The sequence below is a fragment of the Ornithinicoccus sp. genome (assembly GCF_057176825.1).
Window position 1 is genome coordinate 1,896,653 of record NZ_CM169976.1, and the last position, 18,913, is coordinate 1,915,565.

19 protein-coding genes and 1 pseudogene are annotated in these 18,913 nt (G+C 71.7%); 12 read left to right on the top strand and 8 right to left on the bottom strand.

The features are described 5' to 3' along the window. Nucleotides 1–14 precede the first annotated feature (14 nt). The 5 genes and pseudogenes from AC1QRC_RS09490 (at nucleotide 15) to AC1QRC_RS09510 (ending at nucleotide 3,670) form a co-directional block, all read left to right on the top strand. The gene (locus AC1QRC_RS09490; RefSeq protein WP_484206517.1) at nucleotides 15–470 is read left to right on the top strand and encodes an SRPBCC family protein; all 456 of its coding nucleotides are present in this window, start codon (nucleotides 15–17) and stop codon (nucleotides 468–470) included. Further along, on the top strand, nucleotides 463–912 hold the full coding sequence (locus AC1QRC_RS09495) for a hypothetical protein (protein ID WP_484206518.1): 450 nt from the start codon (nucleotides 463–465) through the stop codon (nucleotides 910–912). Before AC1QRC_RS09490 ends, AC1QRC_RS09495 begins: the two co-directional genes overlap by 8 nt. Next, nucleotides 909–1,874 carry an ROK family glucokinase gene (locus AC1QRC_RS09500; RefSeq protein ID WP_484206519.1) on the top strand — a complete coding sequence of 322 codons (966 nt, stop codon included), beginning with the start codon at nucleotides 909–911 and terminating at the stop codon, nucleotides 1,872–1,874. Before AC1QRC_RS09495 ends, AC1QRC_RS09500 begins: the two co-directional genes overlap by 4 nt. Beyond that, nucleotides 1,871–2,865: pseudogene (locus AC1QRC_RS09505) on the top strand (ROK family glucokinase). Before AC1QRC_RS09500 ends, AC1QRC_RS09505 begins: the two are co-directional and overlap by 4 nt. Nucleotide 2,866: 1 nt before the next feature. Beyond that, the gene (locus AC1QRC_RS09510) at nucleotides 2,867–3,670 is read left to right on the top strand and encodes an endonuclease/exonuclease/phosphatase family protein (RefSeq protein WP_484206520.1); all 804 of its coding nucleotides are present in this window, start codon (nucleotides 2,867–2,869) and stop codon (nucleotides 3,668–3,670) included. 14 nt (nucleotides 3,671–3,684) lie between these two features. Here AC1QRC_RS09510 and AC1QRC_RS09515 read toward each other — a convergent pair whose 3' ends face one another. From AC1QRC_RS09515 to AC1QRC_RS09535, 5 genes are all read right to left on the bottom strand, one after another. After that, nucleotides 3,685–4,299 (bottom strand): hypothetical protein, encoded by a 615-nt coding sequence (locus tag AC1QRC_RS09515; protein ID WP_484206521.1) that lies wholly within the window; start codon nucleotides 4,297–4,299, stop codon nucleotides 3,685–3,687. Further along, nucleotides 4,293–5,519, bottom strand: a complete 1,227-nt coding sequence (locus AC1QRC_RS09520) for a hypothetical protein (protein WP_484206522.1) — start codon at nucleotides 5,517–5,519, stop codon at nucleotides 4,293–4,295. Before AC1QRC_RS09520 ends, AC1QRC_RS09515 begins: the two co-directional genes overlap by 7 nt. Beyond that, nucleotides 5,509–6,213 carry an ATP-binding cassette domain-containing protein gene (locus AC1QRC_RS09525; RefSeq protein WP_484206523.1) on the bottom strand — a complete coding sequence of 235 codons (705 nt, stop codon included), beginning with the start codon at nucleotides 6,211–6,213 and terminating at the stop codon, nucleotides 5,509–5,511. The genes AC1QRC_RS09520 and AC1QRC_RS09525 overlap by 11 nt, the downstream gene beginning before the upstream one ends. A 477-nt stretch (nucleotides 6,214–6,690) precedes the next feature. Then, on the bottom strand, nucleotides 6,691–7,359 hold the full coding sequence (locus AC1QRC_RS09530; RefSeq protein WP_484206524.1) for a hypothetical protein: 669 nt from the start codon (nucleotides 7,357–7,359) through the stop codon (nucleotides 6,691–6,693). Beyond that, a complete protein-coding gene (locus tag AC1QRC_RS09535; protein WP_484206607.1) occupies nucleotides 7,356–8,123 on the bottom strand; it encodes an alpha/beta hydrolase in 768 nt (255 codons plus the stop codon). Before AC1QRC_RS09535 ends, AC1QRC_RS09530 begins: the two co-directional genes overlap by 4 nt. 74 nt (nucleotides 8,124–8,197) lie before the next feature. Here AC1QRC_RS09535 and AC1QRC_RS09540 point away from each other — a divergent pair, with 74 nt between their 5' ends. From AC1QRC_RS09540 to ppk2, 5 genes are all read left to right on the top strand, one after another. Further along, a complete protein-coding gene (locus AC1QRC_RS09540) occupies nucleotides 8,198–8,503 on the top strand; it encodes a lysophospholipid acyltransferase family protein (protein WP_484206525.1) in 306 nt (101 codons plus the stop codon). Nucleotides 8,504–8,518: 15 nt separating this feature from the next. Next, nucleotides 8,519–9,268, top strand: a complete 750-nt coding sequence (locus tag AC1QRC_RS09545; protein WP_484206526.1) for a lysophospholipid acyltransferase family protein — start codon at nucleotides 8,519–8,521, stop codon at nucleotides 9,266–9,268. Between the two features lie 37 nt (nucleotides 9,269–9,305). Then, on the top strand, nucleotides 9,306–10,676 hold the full coding sequence (locus AC1QRC_RS09550) for a class II 3-deoxy-7-phosphoheptulonate synthase (protein ID WP_484206527.1): 1,371 nt from the start codon (nucleotides 9,306–9,308) through the stop codon (nucleotides 10,674–10,676). Next, nucleotides 10,673–11,737 (top strand): threonine aldolase family protein, encoded by a 1,065-nt coding sequence (locus AC1QRC_RS09555; RefSeq protein WP_484206528.1) that lies wholly within the window; start codon nucleotides 10,673–10,675, stop codon nucleotides 11,735–11,737. Before AC1QRC_RS09550 ends, AC1QRC_RS09555 begins: the two co-directional genes overlap by 4 nt. A gap of 64 nt (nucleotides 11,738–11,801) precedes the next feature. After that, nucleotides 11,802–12,662 carry a polyphosphate kinase 2 gene (gene ppk2 / locus AC1QRC_RS09560; RefSeq protein WP_484206529.1) on the top strand — a complete coding sequence of 287 codons (861 nt, stop codon included), beginning with the start codon at nucleotides 11,802–11,804 and terminating at the stop codon, nucleotides 12,660–12,662. 12 nt (nucleotides 12,663–12,674) lie between these two features. On the opposite strand, the gene AC1QRC_RS09565 is transcribed toward ppk2, so the two are convergent. Next, nucleotides 12,675–12,893, bottom strand: a complete 219-nt coding sequence (locus tag AC1QRC_RS09565) for a helix-turn-helix domain-containing protein (protein ID WP_484206608.1) — start codon at nucleotides 12,891–12,893, stop codon at nucleotides 12,675–12,677. Next, nucleotides 12,890–14,155, bottom strand: coding sequence for an ATP-binding response regulator (locus AC1QRC_RS09570; protein ID WP_484206530.1), 1,266 nt, complete (start codon nucleotides 14,153–14,155; stop codon nucleotides 12,890–12,892). Before AC1QRC_RS09570 ends, AC1QRC_RS09565 begins: the two co-directional genes overlap by 4 nt. A gap of 518 nt (nucleotides 14,156–14,673) precedes the next feature. Between AC1QRC_RS09570 and AC1QRC_RS09575 the strand changes: the two genes are divergently transcribed. Then, complete coding sequence (locus AC1QRC_RS09575; RefSeq protein ID WP_484206531.1) at nucleotides 14,674–15,591, top strand: ABC transporter ATP-binding protein; 918 nt, start codon at nucleotides 14,674–14,676, stop codon at nucleotides 15,589–15,591. After that, the gene (locus AC1QRC_RS09580) at nucleotides 15,588–16,397 is read left to right on the top strand and encodes an ABC transporter permease (protein ID WP_484206532.1); all 810 of its coding nucleotides are present in this window, start codon (nucleotides 15,588–15,590) and stop codon (nucleotides 16,395–16,397) included. The genes AC1QRC_RS09575 and AC1QRC_RS09580 overlap by 4 nt, the downstream gene beginning before the upstream one ends. Nucleotides 16,398–16,878: 481 nt before the next feature. On the opposite strand, the gene pknB is transcribed toward AC1QRC_RS09580, so the two are convergent. Beyond that, entirely contained in the window at nucleotides 16,879–18,849 is a 1,971-nt protein-coding gene (gene pknB / locus AC1QRC_RS09585) for a Stk1 family PASTA domain-containing Ser/Thr kinase (RefSeq protein ID WP_484206533.1), read from the bottom strand. Nucleotides 18,850–18,913: the final 64 nt, after the last annotated feature.

Here is an 18,913-nt window from a genome sequence, read left to right on the forward strand (position 1 = left end):
TATAGATTTCGGGCATGGCTGACCGCACCGAATCCAGCATCGTCATCGCCGCACCCCCCGCCAACGTCCTGGAGGTGATCGCCGACTTTGCCAGCTACCCGGACTGGGCCAAGGAGGTGCGTCACGTCGAGGTGCTCACCGCGGAGGTCGACGGGCGGGCCGACCAGGTCGAGTTCACCCTGGACGCGGGAGTCATCAAGGACACCTACGTGCTGGCCTACGACTGGGAGGTCGCCAAGGACGGGACGGGCGTCGTCTCGTGGGAACTCGTGCGCGCCGACGTCCTCAAGGCGATGACCGGGTCCTACACCCTCGCCGCCCAGGACGGGGGCGCCGCCACCGAGCTCACCTACCGGCTCGCCGTCGACGTGAAGATCCCCATGCTCGGCATGCTGCGCCGCAAGGCCGAGCGGATGATCGTGGACACCGCCCTGAAGTCGCTCAAGGAGCGGGTCGAAGCCCGTGCCTGACCCCACCCCCGACGCGGAGCCCACCGGCCCGCCCCACGGGTCGGTCGAGGAGGAGGCGCACAAACTGGTCCGGGCCGCGGCGGCCTGGCTCGGCACGGCCGGCAGCGGTGCAGCGCAGGACGCCCCCGGGGCCGGACGCGAGCCGGGGCACAGCTCCGCAGACGGCAGCACCGGGGACGGCTCCGCAGACAACAGCACCGGGGAGGAGGGCCAGGGTCAGCGACGCTCGTATGCCGGGGGGAGCCACGAGGAGGCCCTGTGCACCGGGTGCCCGTGGTGTCGCGCCAAGGCCGCGGCCGGCCCGGTCGGCGCGGACACCCTGGACAGCCTGGCCGATCTGCTCGCCAGTGCCGCCGTGAGCCTGCGGCACTTCGCCGACTCCCGTCGGGCAGGCCACGAGGGCGACGACGCCGCCACGCCACCACAGGGGGATGGATCGTGACCCTCAGCGTCGGCGTCGACATCGGCGGGACGAAGATCGCGGCCTGCGCGGTGGACCGTGCGGGCGCCGTGGCCCACCGCGCCCTGCGGGACACCCCGGCCCAGGACCCTGAGGCCATCACCGAGGCAGTCGCCGGCGTCGTCCGAGACCTTTCCGACCAGGCCGGCAGCGCGGGCGAGACGGTCGGCACCCTCGGCGTCGCCTGTGCCGGATTCGTGGATGTCGAGGGCAGCACGATCCTGTTCGCGGCGAACCTGGCCTGGCGCCACGAACCGATGCAGGCGCGGTTGGAGCAGGCGACCGGCCTTCCCGTCGTGCTGGAGAACGACGCCAACGCGGCGGCCTGGGGCGAGTACCGGTTCGGGGCAGCGGCAGAGGTCGACGACATGCTGCTGGTCACGGTGGGCACCGGTGTCGGTGGCGGGGTGATCATCGGGGACCGGGTGCTGCGGGGCGCCCATGGGGTGGCCGCGGAGATTGGGCACCTGCAACTCGTGCCGGACGGCCACCGGTGCGGGTGCGGCAAGTCCGGCTGCTTCGAGCAGTACGCCAGCGGCAACGCACTGGTCCGCGAGGCCCGGGAACTGGTCCGCCGCGGCGGACCCCACGCTGCTGGCCTGGTCGCCCGGTGCGGCGGGAACCCGGAGACGCTGGAAGGAGCCATGGTGACGGAGGCGGCACTCGGGGGAGACCTGGCAGCGACCGAGCTGTTCCAGGACCTCGGGCGCTGGCTCGGCGTGGGCATCGCCGACCTCGTCGAGGTCCTGGACCCGGCCCGCATCGTGATCGGTGGCGGGGTGGCCGCCGCCGGGGAGTTGCTCGTGGCGCCGGCGCGGGAGTCGTTCATGGCACACCTCAGCGGCCGGAGCCACCGTCCGGTGGCACCGGTGGTCCTGGCGAGCCTGGGCAACGATGCCGGCATGATCGGGGCCGCAGACCTGGCCCTGGCCCGGCGCGGATGATGTCGGCTCCGCCCCTGGCCATCGGCGTCGACGTCGGTGGCACCAAGGTCGCGGCGGGCCTGGTCGATCGAGACCGGCCGGGTGCTGGTCGGCACGCGGCGCGACACCCCGGACCGGACCACGACGCCGGACGCGGTCGAGGACATCATCGTCGACGCCGTCACCGAGCTGCTCGGTGAGGCCCGGGAGCGCGGGGCCACCGTCCTCGGCGTCGGTGTCGGCGCGGCCGGCTTCGTGTCCGCCGACCGCGCCACCGTGGTGTTCGCCCCGCACCTGTCCTGGCGCGACGAGCCGCTGCGCGACCACCTCGCCGCACGCCTCGGCATACCCGTCGTCGTGGACAACGACGCCAACGCGGCCGCCTGGGCCGAGCACCGGTTCGGTGCGGCCCAGGGGGAGCGGTCGGCTGCTCATGGTGACCCTCGGGACCGGCATCGGCGGGGCGTTGCTGCTCGACGGGCGGGTGGAGCGCGGGCGGCACGGGCTCGCGGGGGAGTTCGGGCACATGCAGGTCGTGCCGGACGGACTGCTCTGCGAGTGCGGCAACCGGGGCTGCTGGGAGCAGTACGCCAGCGGCAAGGCCATGCAGCGGGTCGCCCGGGAGCTGCTGGTCGCGGACAGCCCGTATGCCGCGGGGCTGGCGCCGTTCTGCGACGGCGACCCCGCACGGGTCGAGGGGCGGCACGTCACCGAGGCCGCGCGGGCCGGCGACCAGGCGGCCCAGGACCTCGTGCGAGACATCGCCCGCTGGTTGGGGACGGGCCTGGCCAACCTGGCGGCGGCGCTCGACCCGGGGACGATCGTGGTCGGAGGCGGGGTCAGCGAGGCGGGGGACCTGTTGCTGGGGCCGACCCGGGAGGCCTTCGCGCGCCAGCTCACCGGGCGTGGGCACCGCCCGTTGGCGCCGATCCTGCCGGCGCAGCTGGGGACCGGCGCGGGGCTGATCGGGGCGGCCGACCTGCTGCGTGCGGAGGTGGTGCAGAGTGAGTGAGGTGAGCGAGGGACGACACGACACCGGCACCGCGGGGACAGGCGACGAGGCGGACGCCGAGCTCCCGGGCACACCCGCGGCCGACTCGCCCCGCGAGGACGCGGCCCCCACGCTGCGGGTGGCCAGCTACAACCTCCGGGGCCTGCAGGACGACGTCGAGGCGGCTGCGGCCGTGGTCCGCACCATCGACCCCGACGTGCTGCTCCTGCAGGAGGTGCCCCGCTACCCCGGGTCCTCCTACCGCATCGCCGATTTCGCGCGGCGGTGCGACCTGCTGTGGTCGGGGCGGACCCGGCTGGTGTCCGGGACGGCGATCATGACCAGCCTGCGCGTCATCGCCACCGACTCGACCGACCGGCGGCTGCCGGTGAAGCGGGGCCGTGGCAAGCGCAGTTTCAATCCGCGCTGTTACACGGTGGCGCAGGTCAAGCGTCCGGGCGGCAGGGACGCCACGGTCGTGTCCGTGCACCTGCCGCTGTTTCCCGACGAACGGGTCATCCACACCCAGCTCGTGCTGACCTCGCTCGCGGAGAACCCCCGCCTGGCCGACGGGCCGTTCGTGGTCGGCGGTGACTTCAACGAGTCGACGGACGGAGAGGCCTGGCACCTGCTGGGGGAGCGGCTGCGGCTGGTGACCCCCGAGGAGCCGACCTTCCCCTCGGCCCGGCCGCGGAACTTCATCGACGCGGTCTTCGCCAGCACCGAGATCGCGGAGGACTGGGAGCACCGCCCCCTGGAGTTGGATCCGGCGGTTCTCGCGGCAGCCACCGACCACCGCCCGGTCTGGGCGGACCTGCGGATCTGAGGGCAGCCAGCCCGTCACCCATCGGGCCGCGGCACGGCGGGCGACTGGAGCATCAGTCGCCCCACGCCGAGCACAAGCACGGCTCCGGACAACGTGAGGTCCAGGCCGGAGCCGGTCTGGTGCAGCGGGAGCGCCCACCATTCTGGCTGCCCGGTGTCCTGGATCCCCGCAAAGAGGCAGACGCTCACGAAGCAGGCGTACGACGCTATCGTCGTGGCTGCTGAGAGTGTGCGCGACAGGAGCAGGACCCATCCGAGTGAGAGCGCGACATTCCTGGCCATAGGCACCCAGTCGACCGTGTCCTGGTCACCCACGGCCAGGGAGGCGGCACACAGGACCCCGAGAAAGGCGATCACTATGCTGGCGATCGTGAGTCGCAGGCCACGGAGGTCTCGAGTGGCTCGCGACTCGTACTCCGCCGCGGTCGAATGGGGGAGGGGGAGGAAGGTGATCCCGAGGACGGCCGCTAGCAGGAGCTTTGCCGGGACCTGAGCCTCCCCACCCCGGAACGAGGGAACGTCGACTACGTGCGGGAGCACCATCCACGCAGCGCACAGCAGGGCGGCCGCGAGCGCAGAATGCGGCACCCCCCTCACCTTCAGGGCGGCCCAGAGGATGCTGGCTAGCACGTCGCGAGAAGGCGGACGGCGTCGCCGCGGTTGCCGTCGGGGTCCGCAAAGACTTCCAGCAGGACCTCCTCTACGGAGAGTTCGTTGGGCGAGTGCACGGTCCCACCTCCGCAGCGGTCGGCCTCGCGGCGCACGACGCGGGACACGATGCCCCAGTAGATGTCGTTCGGACTGGGATTGTCGGTCAGGGGGACCACGAGCTGCTCGTCCGTGGGCTCAGACCCGGCAGGCAACACCGTGATGGGGCCGATCTCGAGCTCTCCAGCCGTGGCCGCGACGCGTGAAGCTGCCTCAGCCCAGGCGCCTCGTTGCCATTCCTGACTCGGCCACAGGCACATGATGACCCTGGCAGACACACGCTCGCACTGGACACCCCGGGCGTCGATTCGCTCGTAACGTTCACTCGTCCATAAACCCACGAGGGAGGTGCCGCTGGCCAGGAGTCCGGCTACCAGCACCAAGGGGACCCAGCGCGGGGCTGCCCCGCTCCCGCTGGTCCGGTTTCGAGTTCGGGAGACGGTCAGCAGGAGCACCGCGGAGAGGAAGACGATGTAGGTGACAAGGTGTGCCAGCGGCCACCAGGACCCCACCATCGCCGGATACCACCCCGGGCCGATGTAGAACCCGAACAGTTGGGACCAACGCCCAAGATTCGCGAGTTGCAGCGAGTCAGAGGCGAAGTACATCGCGTAGGGGGCGAGGCTGGCGATCAGCAACGCCGGCATTTTGCCAGCAAAGACTGCCGCAAGGGTGAATCCGACGCAGGCATGAAACACGATGGCCATCAACGACAGCGCCATGACGGGCACGATGTTCATGGGATCCGGATTCAACAGGTAGGTGCGGACCACGGCCGACCCGGAAACGACCAGGTGCGAGGTGCCCAGCCACACAAGTACTGGGGTCACCGCAAAGATGGACACTGCCAGACTCGACTTCGACACCCCGGAGAGGACATCGCGACGACGGATCCAGGTGTCGCGGTACGCCATCGCCCCACCGATACTGGCCAGTGTTCCGGAAATGACGAAGCCATACACGGTGAGGTAGAGCCCCGTGTCTTGCCACTGGCCGAGCCACAGAGAGTTGGGCGCCGACTCCAGTGTGACGAGGATTGAGCCGGCGGCGACATTGAGCAGTGCCAGTGGACGGGCAGACGAGGCGGCAAGCTCGCGCAGGAGTAAGGGCCCGCGACCGGGAGGGTGACGTTCAGCCGCCATGGCGATCTCGCCGTCTGGCCAGGTAGGTGTCCACATCGGTCCGGACAAGGGGTTTGCCGAACTCCAGTTCGTACACGGTTCCGCCCAGGCGAGCGACGTCTTCTGGGTCGTGCGTGGCAACGAGGACGATCAATTCCTGGGCGAGTTCCCTGACAGTTCGGTGCAGGGCGTCTCTGGACTCGACGTCAAGGGACGCGGTGGGCTCGTCGAGCAGGAGGAAGGAGAAGTCTGGTTTGACCAACTGGGCGGCCAGTGCCGCTCGTCTCCGCATGCCCGAAGAGAGGTCTTTCAGTCTCAGGTGAGCATGCGAGGCAAGGCCCACCGATGAGAGCGCGTCCCGGGCGCACGTCCGGGCTTGTGGCCCCTTGAGACCGTGGAGCCATGCGGCGTAGTCAAGGAAGCCTTCGGTGCTGAGGGTGAGGGGGAGGGTCGGCTCCTGGCGCAGATAGGCGCTCTGACGGATCCGCTCGTGACGTGACAGGCGCCGGTGGTGATGGAGCACCTCTCCTGCCTGGAGGTCCAGTTCGCCCGCCAGGAGGTTCAGCAGTGTGGTCTTGCCGCTCCCGTTAGGACCGGTGAGCAGGCTGATGCCCCTGGGAAAACGCAGCGACTGTTCGGGTATAACGACCCTCCCGCGGAACTTACAACTCAGGCCGTGAGCCTCCAGGGTGGCGTGATGTTCGCTAGACGACACGCCGTCAATCGAAGGCCAGGTAGGTCATCACTCCAGTTCCCGACCGCACCGCCCCGTCGCCGTGGATCGTCACGGTCCCCAGGTCGTGATAGGCGCCGGGCGAGTATCTGTACCCACACAGGTCTCCAGTCGTGAATCCGACTGAGGCGAGGACCGGGTCCGGTCGGAGGGGGCGAACCCACCGCAGGGACGAGCGATGAGATCTACAGTTGTTTACGCTTGAGCCTTGATATTGGGTGCCCTGAATCGTCTGACTCTCGTTCGGAAACGTGTGCTGATTGGTCCCGACTCCTGCACTGTAGGGACCGTACTCATAGGCACCGACCGGGGCCCCGGCCCCCAGCAGCGTGATTGCGACGGGGATGGCAACCATCCCCGCCAAGGCACGGATGTTCCTTGAACCCACCAGACTCGCCTCCCAGGCACCGTCCCCTCAGCACAGCACCACCGGGACCTGTTGTCAACCAAATGGCGCAGTCAGACCTGGGCACCGCCAGAGGGGTCATCGTGGCGGTCGGTGGGGCTGCGCAGGACCAGGAGTACGAAGCCCCCGAGGGCCAGCAGGAGCCCCAACCACGTCCAGACCGAACCGTGCAGGACCTGGATGCCGTGGGCCAGCAGCAGGATGAGCGGCCCGCCGAGCAGGCCGACCAGGATCCCCCAGAAGTGCAGGTCGCCCGCGGGCAGGGGTGGGGGGTCCGGAGGGACGAAGTGCTCCTCGATCTCCGGGTCCTCCCACTCCCGCCATGGCGAGGGCTGACCCCTCTCAGGGTCGTCCTCACCCGTCGCCGACCCGTCCCCGGGCGGCTCCCCCTCGTCGGGTCCTCCGGACGACTCACGCGGCGGCGGGTCGAAGCCGGGTGGCGGAGGGTTGGGCGGGTCGGTCGGGGACGATCCGGTGCCGGGCCAGCGGGCCCGTCGCTGCCCCGGGGCCGGCCCCTGCGGAGTGGCCCGCAGGTGCCGGACGATCTCGGCGAACTGGGCGTCGATGTCCTCATCGGACGTGGTGGGCACCTCGGGCGCGGACTCCTCCGCAGCCGGCCCCTCGTCCGCTGCTCTGGAGTCCTCCTCGGACCGTTCCTCCGCGGGCTGATGCTCCTCGGGCCGTTCCTCGTCGTCGCGGTGTCCGTGGGGGCCGGCGCTCATGACGGGGACTCCCCGGCCGTGACCCGCTCGACGAACTCGGCCGTGGCGCCCAGGAGCAGGTCGGCGTCGTGGTCCAGGGTGGCCACGTGCGCCGAGTTCGGCAGGAGCAACTGGGTGACGTCACGGCTGCCGACACGGTCCAGGAAACGTTCCCCGGACAGCGGCGGGACGACCGCGTCGTGGGCCGACCGGGCCAGCAGCACGGGCACGGTCAGCTGTGGCAGCCGGCTGAGCAGTTGGGGCCACTGCTGCACGAAGGAGTGGAACGCCTTCAGCGGCAGGCGGTCGTAGGCCAGCTCGCGTGGACCCTCGGAGCGCCGGATGTCGTTGGCCAGCCCGGCGAGGCTGGGCACCAGGTGCTTGACGACGGGCAGCGTCACCAGACGGGGATCGGTCGCGGCGAAGGCAGGGTTCACCAGGACCAGCCCGTCGACCAGCCCCGGGTGGGTCAGGGCCAGGTCCGTCACCAGGGCACCCCCCAGGCTCACTCCGACGGCGACCACGGCCCGCTTCCCCTCCTGCAGTTCGTAGGCGGACTGCTCCACCACCCCCAGCCAGTCGGCATACCGGGTGCGGTTCATCAGCTGCCACGTGGTGCCGTGGCCGGGCAGCAGAGGCGCGCGGACGGCATACCCCAGCCCGGCCAGGTGCTCGGCGACCGGGCGGATCATCTGGGGCGTGGAGGTGAGCCCGTGGACGCAGAGCACCCCGACCTGTCCGCGCTCGCCAGAACCGTCGGCCCGGAAGGGCTCGGCGCCCGCCATCGTCTGCACACCACGATCTTGTCACGCCGGGTCGGCGATGCCGTAACCTTGCCCCGCGAGGTGAGGAGGCCCCGGTGATCTATTGGTTCCTGAAGACGATCCTGTTGGGTCCCGTCATCCGGGTCGTCTTCAAGCCCTGGGTCGAGGGGGAGGAGAACATCCCCGAGCACGGGGGCGCCATCTTCGCCAGCAACCACCTCTCCTTCTCCGACTCCATCTTCCTGCCGCTGGTCGTGCCGCGACGGATCACCTTCCTCGCCAAGACGGAGTACTTCACCGGCACCGGCATCAAGGGCAGGCTGACCAAGGCGCTTCTTCAAGGGCGTGGGCCAGATCCCGATCGACCGTTCGGGCGGGGAGGCGCTCGAGGTCCGCCCTGAACTCCGGGCTGAGCGGTGCTCGGGAAGGGCGAACTGTTCGGCATCTACCCCGAGGGCACCCGCAGCCCCGACGGCAAGCTCTACACGCGGCAAGACGGGGGTCGCGCGGATGGCGCTGGACGCTGGGGTCCCGGTGATCCCCGTCGCCATGATCGGCACCGACAACGGCACAGCCGACCGGGCAAGAAGATCCCCAACGTGCAGCGCGGCCAGGTCGGCGTCCGGATCGGCAAGCCCCTGGACTTCTCGCGGTACGAGGGGATGCAGGGCGACCGCTACGTGCTGCGCTCGATCACCGACGAGATCATGTACGAGCTGATGAAGCTGTCCGGCCAGGAGTACGTCGACGTCTACGCCTCGACCGTCAAGGACCGCATCGCCGCCCGCGCCAAGGCCACCGTCGAGCAGGCCCGGGCCGGCCTCGAGACCGGGCTGGAGCAGACCCGGGTCGGCATCGAGACCGCCCGTGAGCAGGCCAAGGTCAACATCGAGCGCGCCGGCGAGCAGGCCCGCGCGAACCTGGTCACGGCGCGGGAGCAGATCGAGCACGCCGCCGAGCAGGTGCGGGGGCAGGTCGAGCAGACCCGGGGCCGGATCGCCAGCGGCCGGGGCGACGACGAGGCCGAGGGGCCCGAGGCGGGCGAGGCGCCCGAGGCGGGCGAGGCGCCCGAGGGCGGGGCTGCCGAGGAGTCGCTGACCGAGGAGTCGCTGACCGAGGAACTCCCCGAGGCCGAGGCGGCGCAGGACCCGACGGGCGGGCGCTGACCGACCGGTGCCCCACGGGGCGGCCGACCCTCCTACCATGGGCCGGGTGACTACCGATGTGACCGGGGTGCCGGTGCCGCACCACATGGACTGGCCGGACCTACCGGCCCAGCAGCAACCGTCCTGGGGCGACCCGTCCGCGCTCGCGGAGGTCCTGGCCACCATCGCGCACTACCCGCCGCTGGTCTTCGCCGGCGAGGCGGACATCCTGCGCGAACGTCTCGGCGCGGCCGCGCAGGGGCGGGCCTTCGTGCTGCAGGGCGGCGACTGCGCCGAGACGCTCTCCGGGGTGACCGGGCCCAATATCCGGGACCGGATCAAGACCATCCTGCAGATGGCGGTCGTCCTGACCTACGGCGCCGGGATGCCGATCGTGAAGATCGGCCGGATGGCCGGACAGTTCGCCAAGCCGCGCTCCTCCGACACCGAGACCCGCGACGGGGTCACCCTGCCCGCCTACCGCGGTGACATGGTCAACGGCTTCGAGTTCACCGAGGAGTCCCGCAGGCACGACCCGGGTCGACTGCTGCGGGCCTACCACGCCAGCTCGGCCACGCTGAACCTGGTCCGCGGGTTCACGACCGGCGGGTTCGCCGACCTGCGCAGCGTGCACCTGTGGAACAAGGGGTTCCTGTCCGGACCGGCGCAGTCACGGTACGAGCAGATGGCCCGGGAGATCGACCGGGCGATGCGCTTCCTGGACGCCTCGGGTGTCGCCGAGGCGGAGGAGCTGCGGCGGGTGGAGTTCTACTCCGCCCACGAGGCGCTGGTGCTGGACTACGAGCGGGCCATGGTCCGCCGCGACTCCCGCACCGGCAAGCCCTACGACACCTCGGCGCACTTCGTGTGGGTCGGGGAGCGCACCCGCGAACTGGACGGTGCGCACATCGACTTCGTCTCCCGTGTGCACAACCCGGTGGGGGTCAAACTCGGCCCGACGGCGACCCGCGACGACGTGCTCGCCCTGCTGGACCGGCTGGACCCAGAGCGTGAGCCCGGTCGGCTGACCTTCATCACCCGGATGGGCGCCGAGCGCATCCACGACGTGCTCCCGGCCCTGCTGGAGTCGGTCAAGGACGAGGCCGGCACGGTGACCTGGGTGTGCGACCCGATGCACGGCAACACCTTCACCTCCCCGAGCGGCTACAAGACCCGACGGTTCGAGGACGTCGTGGAGGAGGTGCGAGGCTTCTTCGCCGCGCACCAGCAGGTCGGCACCTGGGCCGGCGGGATCCACGTCGAGCTCACCGGCAACGACGTCACCGAGTGCGTCGGTGGGGTCAGCCCAGTCGACCTGGAGGACCTCGGCCTGCGCTACGAGACGTTGTGCGACCCGCGGTTGAACCACCAGCAGAGCCTGGAGCTGGCGTTCCAGGTCGCCGAGATGCTCGAGCAGGGCGCGCGGTGACCGTCGGCGCCACCGACGGGATCGTCGCCGACCTCCGGTCCGACACGCTGACCCGCCCCACCGCCCCGATGCGCCGGGCGATGGCGGACGCCGAGGTCGGCGACGACGTCTACGGCGAGGACCCGACCGTCAACGCGCTCGAGGAGCGGGTGGCGGGCATGCTCGGGCACGAGGCCGGGCTGTTCACCCCGACCGGGTCCATGGCCAACCAGCTCGGCGTGCGCGCGCACGCCGGCCCGGGGCAGGAGATCATCGGCGACCACCTGGCGCACGTGCTGCGCGCCGAGATGGGTGCGGCGGCCCAGCTGTCCGGCATCACCTCGCGCACCTGGATCGCCGACCGGGGACTGCTCGACCTCGAGGCGGTGCGCACGGTGATGTCCGTCGGCGCCGGCACCTACCAGGTCGGCACGTCGTGCGTCGTGGTCGAGAACACCCACAACTTCGGTGGTGGCACCGTGCAGCCGCTGGACCGGATGCAGGCGCTGCGCGAGCTCACCCGCGACGCGGGCGTCGCCGTGCACCTGGACGGGGCGCGGCTGTGGAACGCCCACGTGGCCACGGGGGTCCCGCTGACCGGGTATGCCGAACTGGCCGACACCGTGTCCGTGTGCCTCAGCAAGGGGCTGGGTGCCCCGGTCGGCTCGGTGCTCGTCGGTCCGGCACCGGTGATCGAGGAGTCGCGGGCCTGGCGCAAGCGCTTTGGCGGTGGCATGCGCCAGGTCGGCATCCTGGCGGCGGCCTGCACGTATGCGCTGGACCACCACCTGGAGCGGCTCGCCGAGGACCACGCCCGCACCCAGCAGGTCGCCCGTGCGGTCGCCGACACGGCACCGGCCGTCGTCGACCCGGAGCGGGTGCACACCAACATCCTGGTGCTCGACGTCGGGGCGACCGGGTGGACGGCCGCCGACTTCAGCGCCGCCGCACGAGAGGCCGGGGTGCTGGGCTATCCCACGGACGCCACCCACGTCCGGTTCGTGTGGCATCTGGACGTCGACGACGCGATGACCCGGCACGCCGAGCAGGTCCTCGTCGAGCTGGTGGGTCGCCCCCGCTGATCTCTCCATTGACCCAGGAGGTGCCCGGGCCTAGGTTCACCGGTAGGACGACCGAGGAGCCACGATGAGCAGAGCCCACGCCGTGCCCGCCGGTGCCGACGACGCCCCGGTGACCCGCGCCGACCGCGACCTCTCGACCTACACCAAGAGCGGCCGGGTGAAACGGGCGGTCTACGACGCCGAGCTGGCCCGGCTCCAGGAGCAGCTGGTGCTGCTGCAGTACTGGATCCAGTCGCAGGGACTGAAGGTGCTCGTCATCTTCGAGGGGCGCGGGTCGGCCGGCAAGGGCGGGGTGATCAAACGGATCACGGAGCGGACCAGCCCGCGCATCGTCCGGGTCGTCGCCCTGCCCAAGCCGACCGAGCGGGAGCGCTCGCAGTGGTACTTCCAGCGGTATGTCGAGCACCTGCCGGCCGCGGGGGAGATGGCGCTGTTCGACCGGTCCTGGTACAACCGCCCCAACGTGGAGCGGGTGATGGGGTTCTGCACCGACGAGGAGTACCAGGAGTTCCTGCGCAGCTGCCCGGAGTTCGAGCGGATGCTGGTGCGGTCGGGCATCGTGGTGCTGAAGTACTGGTTCTCGGTGAGCTATGAGGAGCAGCGCAAACGGTTCGAGTCGCGCAACGCCGAGCCGCTCAAGCGCTGGAAGCTCTCGGACATGGACCTGGCCGAGCACGAGCTCTATGTGCAGTACTCGATGGCCAAGGACGCGACGTTCCAGTTCACCGACACCAAGCAGGCGCCCTGGTATGTCGTGCCCTCCGACGACAAGCGGGCCGCGCAGCTCAACTGCATCAGCCACCTGCTGGGCCAGTTCGACTACGAGGACGTGGCCCCGGACGCCGTCACCCTGCCGGAGATGAAGGACGTCCCCTACGTCCGCCCCCCGATGCAGGAGCAGACGTTCGTGCCGGCCCTCTGGTGAGGGGCCCGGCCGCTACCGCTCGGCCCTGGGCGCCCGGTCCTCGCCGCCGAGCAGCCCGAGGTGCAGCGCGCGCAGCACGGCCCGGGTCCGGTCCCGCACGCCGAGCTTGAGCAGCAGGCTGGACACGTGGTTCTTCACGGTGCCCTCGGCCAGGTGGAGGGCGGCGGCGATCTCCCGGTTGGCATAGCCCCCGGCCAGGAGCCGCAGGATCTCCAGCTCCCGCGGGGTCAGGTCCTGCGCCGGGACGGCGGGGTCGGACGCCGTCGGCCCCGCGCGGTGCCGACCGGTCCGCCGGGTGCGGCGCGCACCGCCCGGAGCAGCCGGTCCGTGATCGCCGGCTGGACCAGTGAGCCGCCCGCTGCGAGCGTGCGCACCGCCTCGACGAGCTGCTCCAGCGTGACGTCCTTGAGCAGGTAGCCGCGCGCACCGGCGCGCAGCGCCTGCAGGACCAGCTCGTCGTCGTCGAACGTGGTGAGCACCAGGACGGGGACGTCGGTGCCGCGCTCGGCCAGCTCGCGGAGCGTGGAGATGCCGTCCCGTCCGGGCATCCGCAGGTCGAGCAGGACCACGTCGGGGCGGTGCGTCTCGGATGGCGGCCAGGGCGCTCGTCGCCGTCCTCGGCCTCGACGGCGACCTCGATGCCGTCGGCCAGCTCCAGCAGGCTGCGGATCCCCTGGCGCACCAGGGTCTGGTCGTCGACCAGGCACACCCGGATCGTGCTCACGGCGCCGGCACCAGGACGTCGACCTGGAAGCCCCCGCCGACCCGGCGCGGACCGAAGCCGGCGGTCGCCCCCGAGTTCCTCCGACCCGTTCCCGGATGCCCTGCAGCCCGTTGCCGGGCACCACGTCGCGCACGACGTGACCGTCGTCGTGCGCCGTCAGCACCGTCTCGCCGGCGGGACCGGGGGTGACCGTGATCCACAGTTCCCGGGCGTCGGCGTGCCGGATCGCGTTGGTCACCACCTCCTGCACGCAGCGCACCAGGGTGAGGGTGCGCGGTCCGTCCAGCACCAGCCCGTCCGCCACGTCCAGGTGCACCCGGGGCCGGGGCAGGTCCTCGACCACCGACGCCAGGATCTGCCCCAGGTCGGGCGGGGCCTCCCGCAGGTCGTCGACGGCCGACCGGACATCGGTCAGCAGGTCCTTGGCGATGGCCCGGGCGCGGGTGACGTGCTCGGCGGCCGGGGGGCTGCTCTGGTGGCTGGCCACCTCGAGCTCCAGGGCGAGCGCCGTCAGCTGGTGCCCGACGAGGTCGTGCAGGTCGCGGGCGATCCGCAGCCGCTCGGTCGACCGGCTCGTCTCCGCCAGGAGGGCGTTCGCCGTGCGCACCTCCGCGTGGGCCCGGGCGAGCTCCCTGCGGGCCGCGTCCTCCCGGCGCCGGGACAGCACGACGAGGACGCTCACCGCCTGCACGACCAGGTAGAGGAAGGCCGTCATGCCCACCTCGAGCGCCCCGGCGTCCCGCCACCACGTCGCGACCCCGATCGCCACCGTGTGCACCGAGCACGATCAGCCAGGCGACGGCATACGGCACGATGTAGACGGCGATGGCCGCGGAGAACACGAGCAGGATCGCGGTCCACCCCGTGCTCTGCACGAGCAGCACCACGATCACGCCGAGGACGACCTGGGCGGCCACCGACCACCGGCCCTTCCGGTGTCCCTCCGGCTCGCTCCAGACCGCCGAGAGCATCAGGCACAGCACGAAGAGCACGAAGAGGACCCACCACAGCCAGGGCGGTCCCACGGTGGGGTCCTGGCCCGCCCGTTGGGCGACGAACACCGGGATGCCCGCTCCCACGCACAGCAGCAGGAGCAGGCTGGCCGCCGCGGTGTCCGGGTCGATGCGTCGCACCCCACGAGCCTACGGGGCAGGCCGGGGCACTGGCCCGTGCCGGAAGTCACGGGTCCAGGTCATGACCTCCGGCACGCGCGGTCGCGGTGCCACCGCGCCTAGCGTCGAGGGCGACGCGGACCCGTCCGGGGACGCGCCGGATTGAGGAGCGGTGATGGGCACGGCGATCGAGGTCGAAGGGCTGCACAAGCGGTACGGCCCCGTGGTGGCGGTCGAGGAGGTGGACCTGCAGGTGCAGGAGGGCGAGGTGCTGGGCATCCTCGGGCGCAACGGCGCCGGCAAGACGACGACGGTCGAGTGCGTCGCCGGGCTGCGCCGTCCTGACCGGGGGCGGGTCAGCGTCCTCGGGATGGATCCGGTGCGGGACCGGGCACGGGTGCGCCAGGTGCTCGGCGTGCAGTTGCAGACGGCCGCCCTGCACTTCTCGCTGACGGTGCGCGAGCTGGTCGGCCTGTTCGCCTCGTTCTACCCCGCCCCGCGGGACCCGGACCGTCTCCTGGAGTCGCTCGGCCTGGCGGAGAGCCGGGGCACCCGGTTCGAGCACCTCTCGGGCGGTCAGCAGCAGCGCTTGTCGATCGCGCTGGCGCTCGTCGGTCGGCCCCGGGTGGTCGTCCTCGACGAGCTGACCGGCGGGCTCGACCCGCAGATGCGCCGGGAGATCTGGGAGCTCGTCGAGGGCATCCGGTCCGACGGCGTCACCGTCCTGCTGGTCAGCCACACCATGGAGGAGGTGGAGCGGCTGTGCGACCGGGTCGCCGTGCTGGATCGTGGTCGGGTCCTGGCGGTGGACACGCCGACGGGCCTGGTGCGCTCGACCGGGGTCGTCGAGCGGGTGATGTTCCGCACGGACACCCCCGACCGGGTCGGGGCACTGCGGCACCTGCCCGGGGTGGAGTCCGTCGCCGTCGAGGGCACGCAGGTAACCGTCGGAGGGAGCGGGGACCTGCTCGGGGTGGTGAGCGCCGCACTGGTGGACCTGGGGATCGTGGCCACCGGCACGCGGCGCGAGGGCGGTGGTCTCGAGGGGGCCTTCCTGGCTCTCACGGGGAGCCCCCTGGAGACGGTCCGATGACGACGGGCGAGGTCATCCGCGGACCCGGCGACTCGGCATACGGGCAGTCCGCTGCTCGCCCCGGCGCCGCGGCCTTCCGTCAGTTGGTGCTGGCGGAGATCCGGATGGTGGTGCGGGACACCGCCGGGTTGGTGGTGCCGCTGGGCATGCCGGTGCTCATCCTGGTCATGTTCGGGCTCAGCGCGGCCGACCAGGCGATCCCCGAGCTGGCGGGCCTGACGGCGCTGGAGGTGTATGTCGTGCCCCTGGCGCTGGTGATGGTGATGGCCATGGTCGGCGTGGTCAACATGCCCTCCTTCCTCGCGTCCTACCGGAAGGCCGGGGTCCTGCGCCGGCTGTCGGTGACGCCGGTGAACCCGGTCATGGTGCTGGTGGCCCAGGTGGTCACGAGCGTGCTGCAGACGGCCGTGGGCATCGGGCTCGCCCTGGGCACCGCGCACCTGATGTTCGGCCTGGCCGCGCCGCGGGACCCCTGGGCCGTGGCCGGGGTGGTGCTCCTCGTGGCTGCCGCGATGTATGCCGTCGGGATGCTGATCGCGTCGGTCTCACCCACCCCGAACGCCTCCGTGGCACTGGGGCTGGTCGCCTTCCTCGGGATCGGCGCGGTGGGCGGCATGTTCGGCCCGGTGCAGAACCTGCCGGAGCCGGTCGCGCGGGTGGGGGAGCTGCTGCCGTTCGGGGCGGGCGTGCAGGCGCTCCAGGCGGGATGGGCCGGGACCGGGGCGGGGACCCAGCACCTGCTGGCCCTGGCCGCGGCGACGGTGCTGTGCGCCGTGGCGTCCGCGGTGTGGTTCCGCTGGGACTGAGCCTCCTGCGCCCTCGCCCCGTGCCGGGGTCGGTCCCTTCTGCTTGGCTGGGGCGATGGACCCCAGGATCAGCTTCGTCACCCTCGCCGTCCACGACCTGGACGCCACGCGCGCGTTCTACGTCCACGGCCTCGGCTGGGAGCCGCACCTCGATGTCCCCGGCGAGGTGATCATGATCCGCACCGGCGAGCACCTGGTGCTGTCCCTGTGGGACGAGGGCGCCTTCGAGGCCGAGGTGGGCCCGATCGTGCGGGGTGCCGGTGTCGCGCCGATCACGTTGGCGCACAACGTGGCCGACCGGGCGGGACGTGGACCGGGTCCTCGAGGCCGCGCGGGGCTGCGGGTGCGGATCCGGTGTCCGCCGCCCGGGCGCGGGAGTGGGGCGGTTACACCGGCTACTTCGCGGACCCTGACGGGTTCCGCTGGGAGGTCGCCTGGAACCCCGGGGAGATCGGTCAGATCGTGCTGCCCTGACGGGGGGTCAGAGGACGGAGAGGGTGATCTCCGAGCCGCGCTCGACCTCCTCGCCGGGGTCGATGGACTGGTAGCGGACGGTGCCGAAGTAGGCGCCGGCGATGTCCTCGCGCTTGACGTCGAAGCCGAGGTCGGAGAGCTCCTGCTCGGCGTCCTCCCACTGCTTGCCGATCACGCCGGGGACCTCCACCAGGTCGGGGCCCTTGGAGATGGTCACGGTCACCTCGTCCCCGCGGAAGAGGGTGCCGTCGTCGGGCGACTGGGAGACCACCGAGCCCTCGGGCACCTCGTCGTCGAAGACCTGCTCGGGCTCGACGGTGACGGTGAGGCCGGCACCGGTGAGCTCGGCCTGCGCCTCCTGCTGGGTCTTGCCGGTGACGTCGGGGACCTCGATCGGCTCCCGCCCCGCGCTGACCACGACCTCCACGGTGGTGCCGGGCCGCACCTGCTCGCCGCCCGCCGGGTCGGTCCGGATGATCTGCCCCTCGGGCACCTGCTCGTCGTGCTCCTGGGTCGGCTCGCCGAGGACCAGGTGCGCCTCCTCGGCGAGGGGCTGCGCCTCCTCGACGGTCCGGCCGACCAGGGAGGGGACGGCATAGCGCTCCGGCCCCTGTGACACCGCGAGGGTGATGTCGGTGCCGTGGCGCACGGACTCCCCGGGCTGGTGCGAGGCGGAGATCACCACGCCCGCCGTGACCGTCTCGGAGTAGGTCGGGTCCACCACGGCGTCCAGCTCCCGCGCATCGAGTGCGTCGCGCGCGTCCTGCTCGGTCAGGCCCTCCAGCGTGGGCACGGCGGAGTGCACGCCGGGACCCTCGGTGTAGTACCAGCCGGCATAGGCGCCACCCGCCCCGAGGACGACGAGGAGTATGCCGAGGAGCCAGGGCAGCGCGCGTCGGCGCCGCCGCTGCGGGGCCGGCGCCGGGGTGGTCGCCCGCGGCGGCGGGCTCGCCTTCGGCTTGGTCTTGCGCGGCGGCCGGTTGCCGGTGGTCCGGGCGTAGTGCCCCTCGCTGCCCAACGGGGGGACCGCGGTGGTGTGGTCGGCCCGGAGTGGTCGGGTGGCGTCGAAGGACTGGGTCGCGTCCGGGTCCGGCAGCAGCGGGCCACCGGGGACGGCGTCGAGCTGGGCGTCGGAGAGCTCGCGCACCACGTGCTGCAGCTCCTCGCGGAACTCGCCCGCGTCGGCCGGTCGGTGCTCGGGGTCCTGGGCGGCCGCCCACTGGATCAGCGCGTCGATCTCCGGCGGGACGGTCTCGACCTGCTCCGAGGCGCGGGGGACGCTGCCGTGCACGTGCTGGTAGGCCACCTGGATCGGGCTGGTGCCCGGGAAGGCCTTGCCGCCGGTCAGCAGCTCGAAGAGCAGCAGGGCCGCCGCGTAGACGTCGCTGCGCTCATCGGCCTTGCCGCGCTCCACCTCCTCCGGCGACAGGTAGGCGGCGGTGCCCCACGTCAGACCGGTGCTGCGGCTGTGGGTGCCCGCCGTGATCGCGCGGGCCAGCCCGAAGTCGGCGACCTTGACCCGTCCGTGGCTGTCGATGAGCACGTTCTCCGGCTTGACGTCGCGGTGCACCAGGCCGGCGTGGTGGGCCGCGGTCAGTGCCTGGAGGACGGGGTCGAGGTAGCCGACGGCGTCGCGCACCGACATCGGGGCCTGGGCCGCGATGACCTCGCGCAGCGTGCGACCCGGCACCAGCTCCATGGCCAGGAAGACCAGGTCCTCGTCCTCGCCCTGGTCGTAGACCCCCACGACGTGCGGGTGGGAGAGCCGGGCCGCACTGCGCGCCTCGCTGCGGAACCGCTCGACGAAGTCGTGGTCCCGGGCCAGGTCCGGGTGCATCACCTTCAGCGCGACCCGGCGCTCCAACCGCAGGTCGGTGGCCTCGTAGACCGAGGCCATCCCGCCGCGCGCCAGCAGGGACTCCACGCGGTATCGACCGTCGACGACGCGGTCGATCCCGGAGGAAGCCGTAGTACTCACCCCTCGAGTTTACGAAGGGAACATGAGAATCCTGTGGAGGCCGCCTGCCTCGGCGCCGGCTGCG

Excerpts from the sequence above, each read along its gene's own strand:
- AC1QRC_RS09490 (WP_484206517.1), top strand. The coding sequence starts at position 15 with ATGGCTGACCGCACCGAATCCAGCATCGTCATCGCCGCACCCCCCGCC.
- AC1QRC_RS09520 (WP_484206522.1), bottom strand. The coding sequence starts at position 5,519 with ATGGCGGCTGAACGTCACCCTCCCGGTCGCGGGCCCTTACTCCTGCGC.
- AC1QRC_RS09530 (WP_484206524.1), bottom strand. The coding sequence starts at position 7,359 with ATGAGCGCCGGCCCCCACGGACACCGCGACGACGAGGAACGGCCCGAG.
- AC1QRC_RS09535 (WP_484206607.1), bottom strand. The coding sequence starts at position 8,123 with ATGGCGGGCGCCGAGCCCTTCCGGGCCGACGGTTCTGGCGAGCGCGGA.
- AC1QRC_RS09550 (WP_484206527.1), top strand. The coding sequence starts at position 9,306 with ATGGGCCGGGTGACTACCGATGTGACCGGGGTGCCGGTGCCGCACCAC.
- ppk2 (WP_484206529.1), top strand. The coding sequence starts at position 11,802 with ATGAGCAGAGCCCACGCCGTGCCCGCCGGTGCCGACGACGCCCCGGTG.
- AC1QRC_RS09575 (WP_484206531.1), top strand. The coding sequence starts at position 14,674 with ATGGGCACGGCGATCGAGGTCGAAGGGCTGCACAAGCGGTACGGCCCC.
- AC1QRC_RS09580 (WP_484206532.1), top strand. The coding sequence starts at position 15,588 with ATGACGACGGGCGAGGTCATCCGCGGACCCGGCGACTCGGCATACGGG.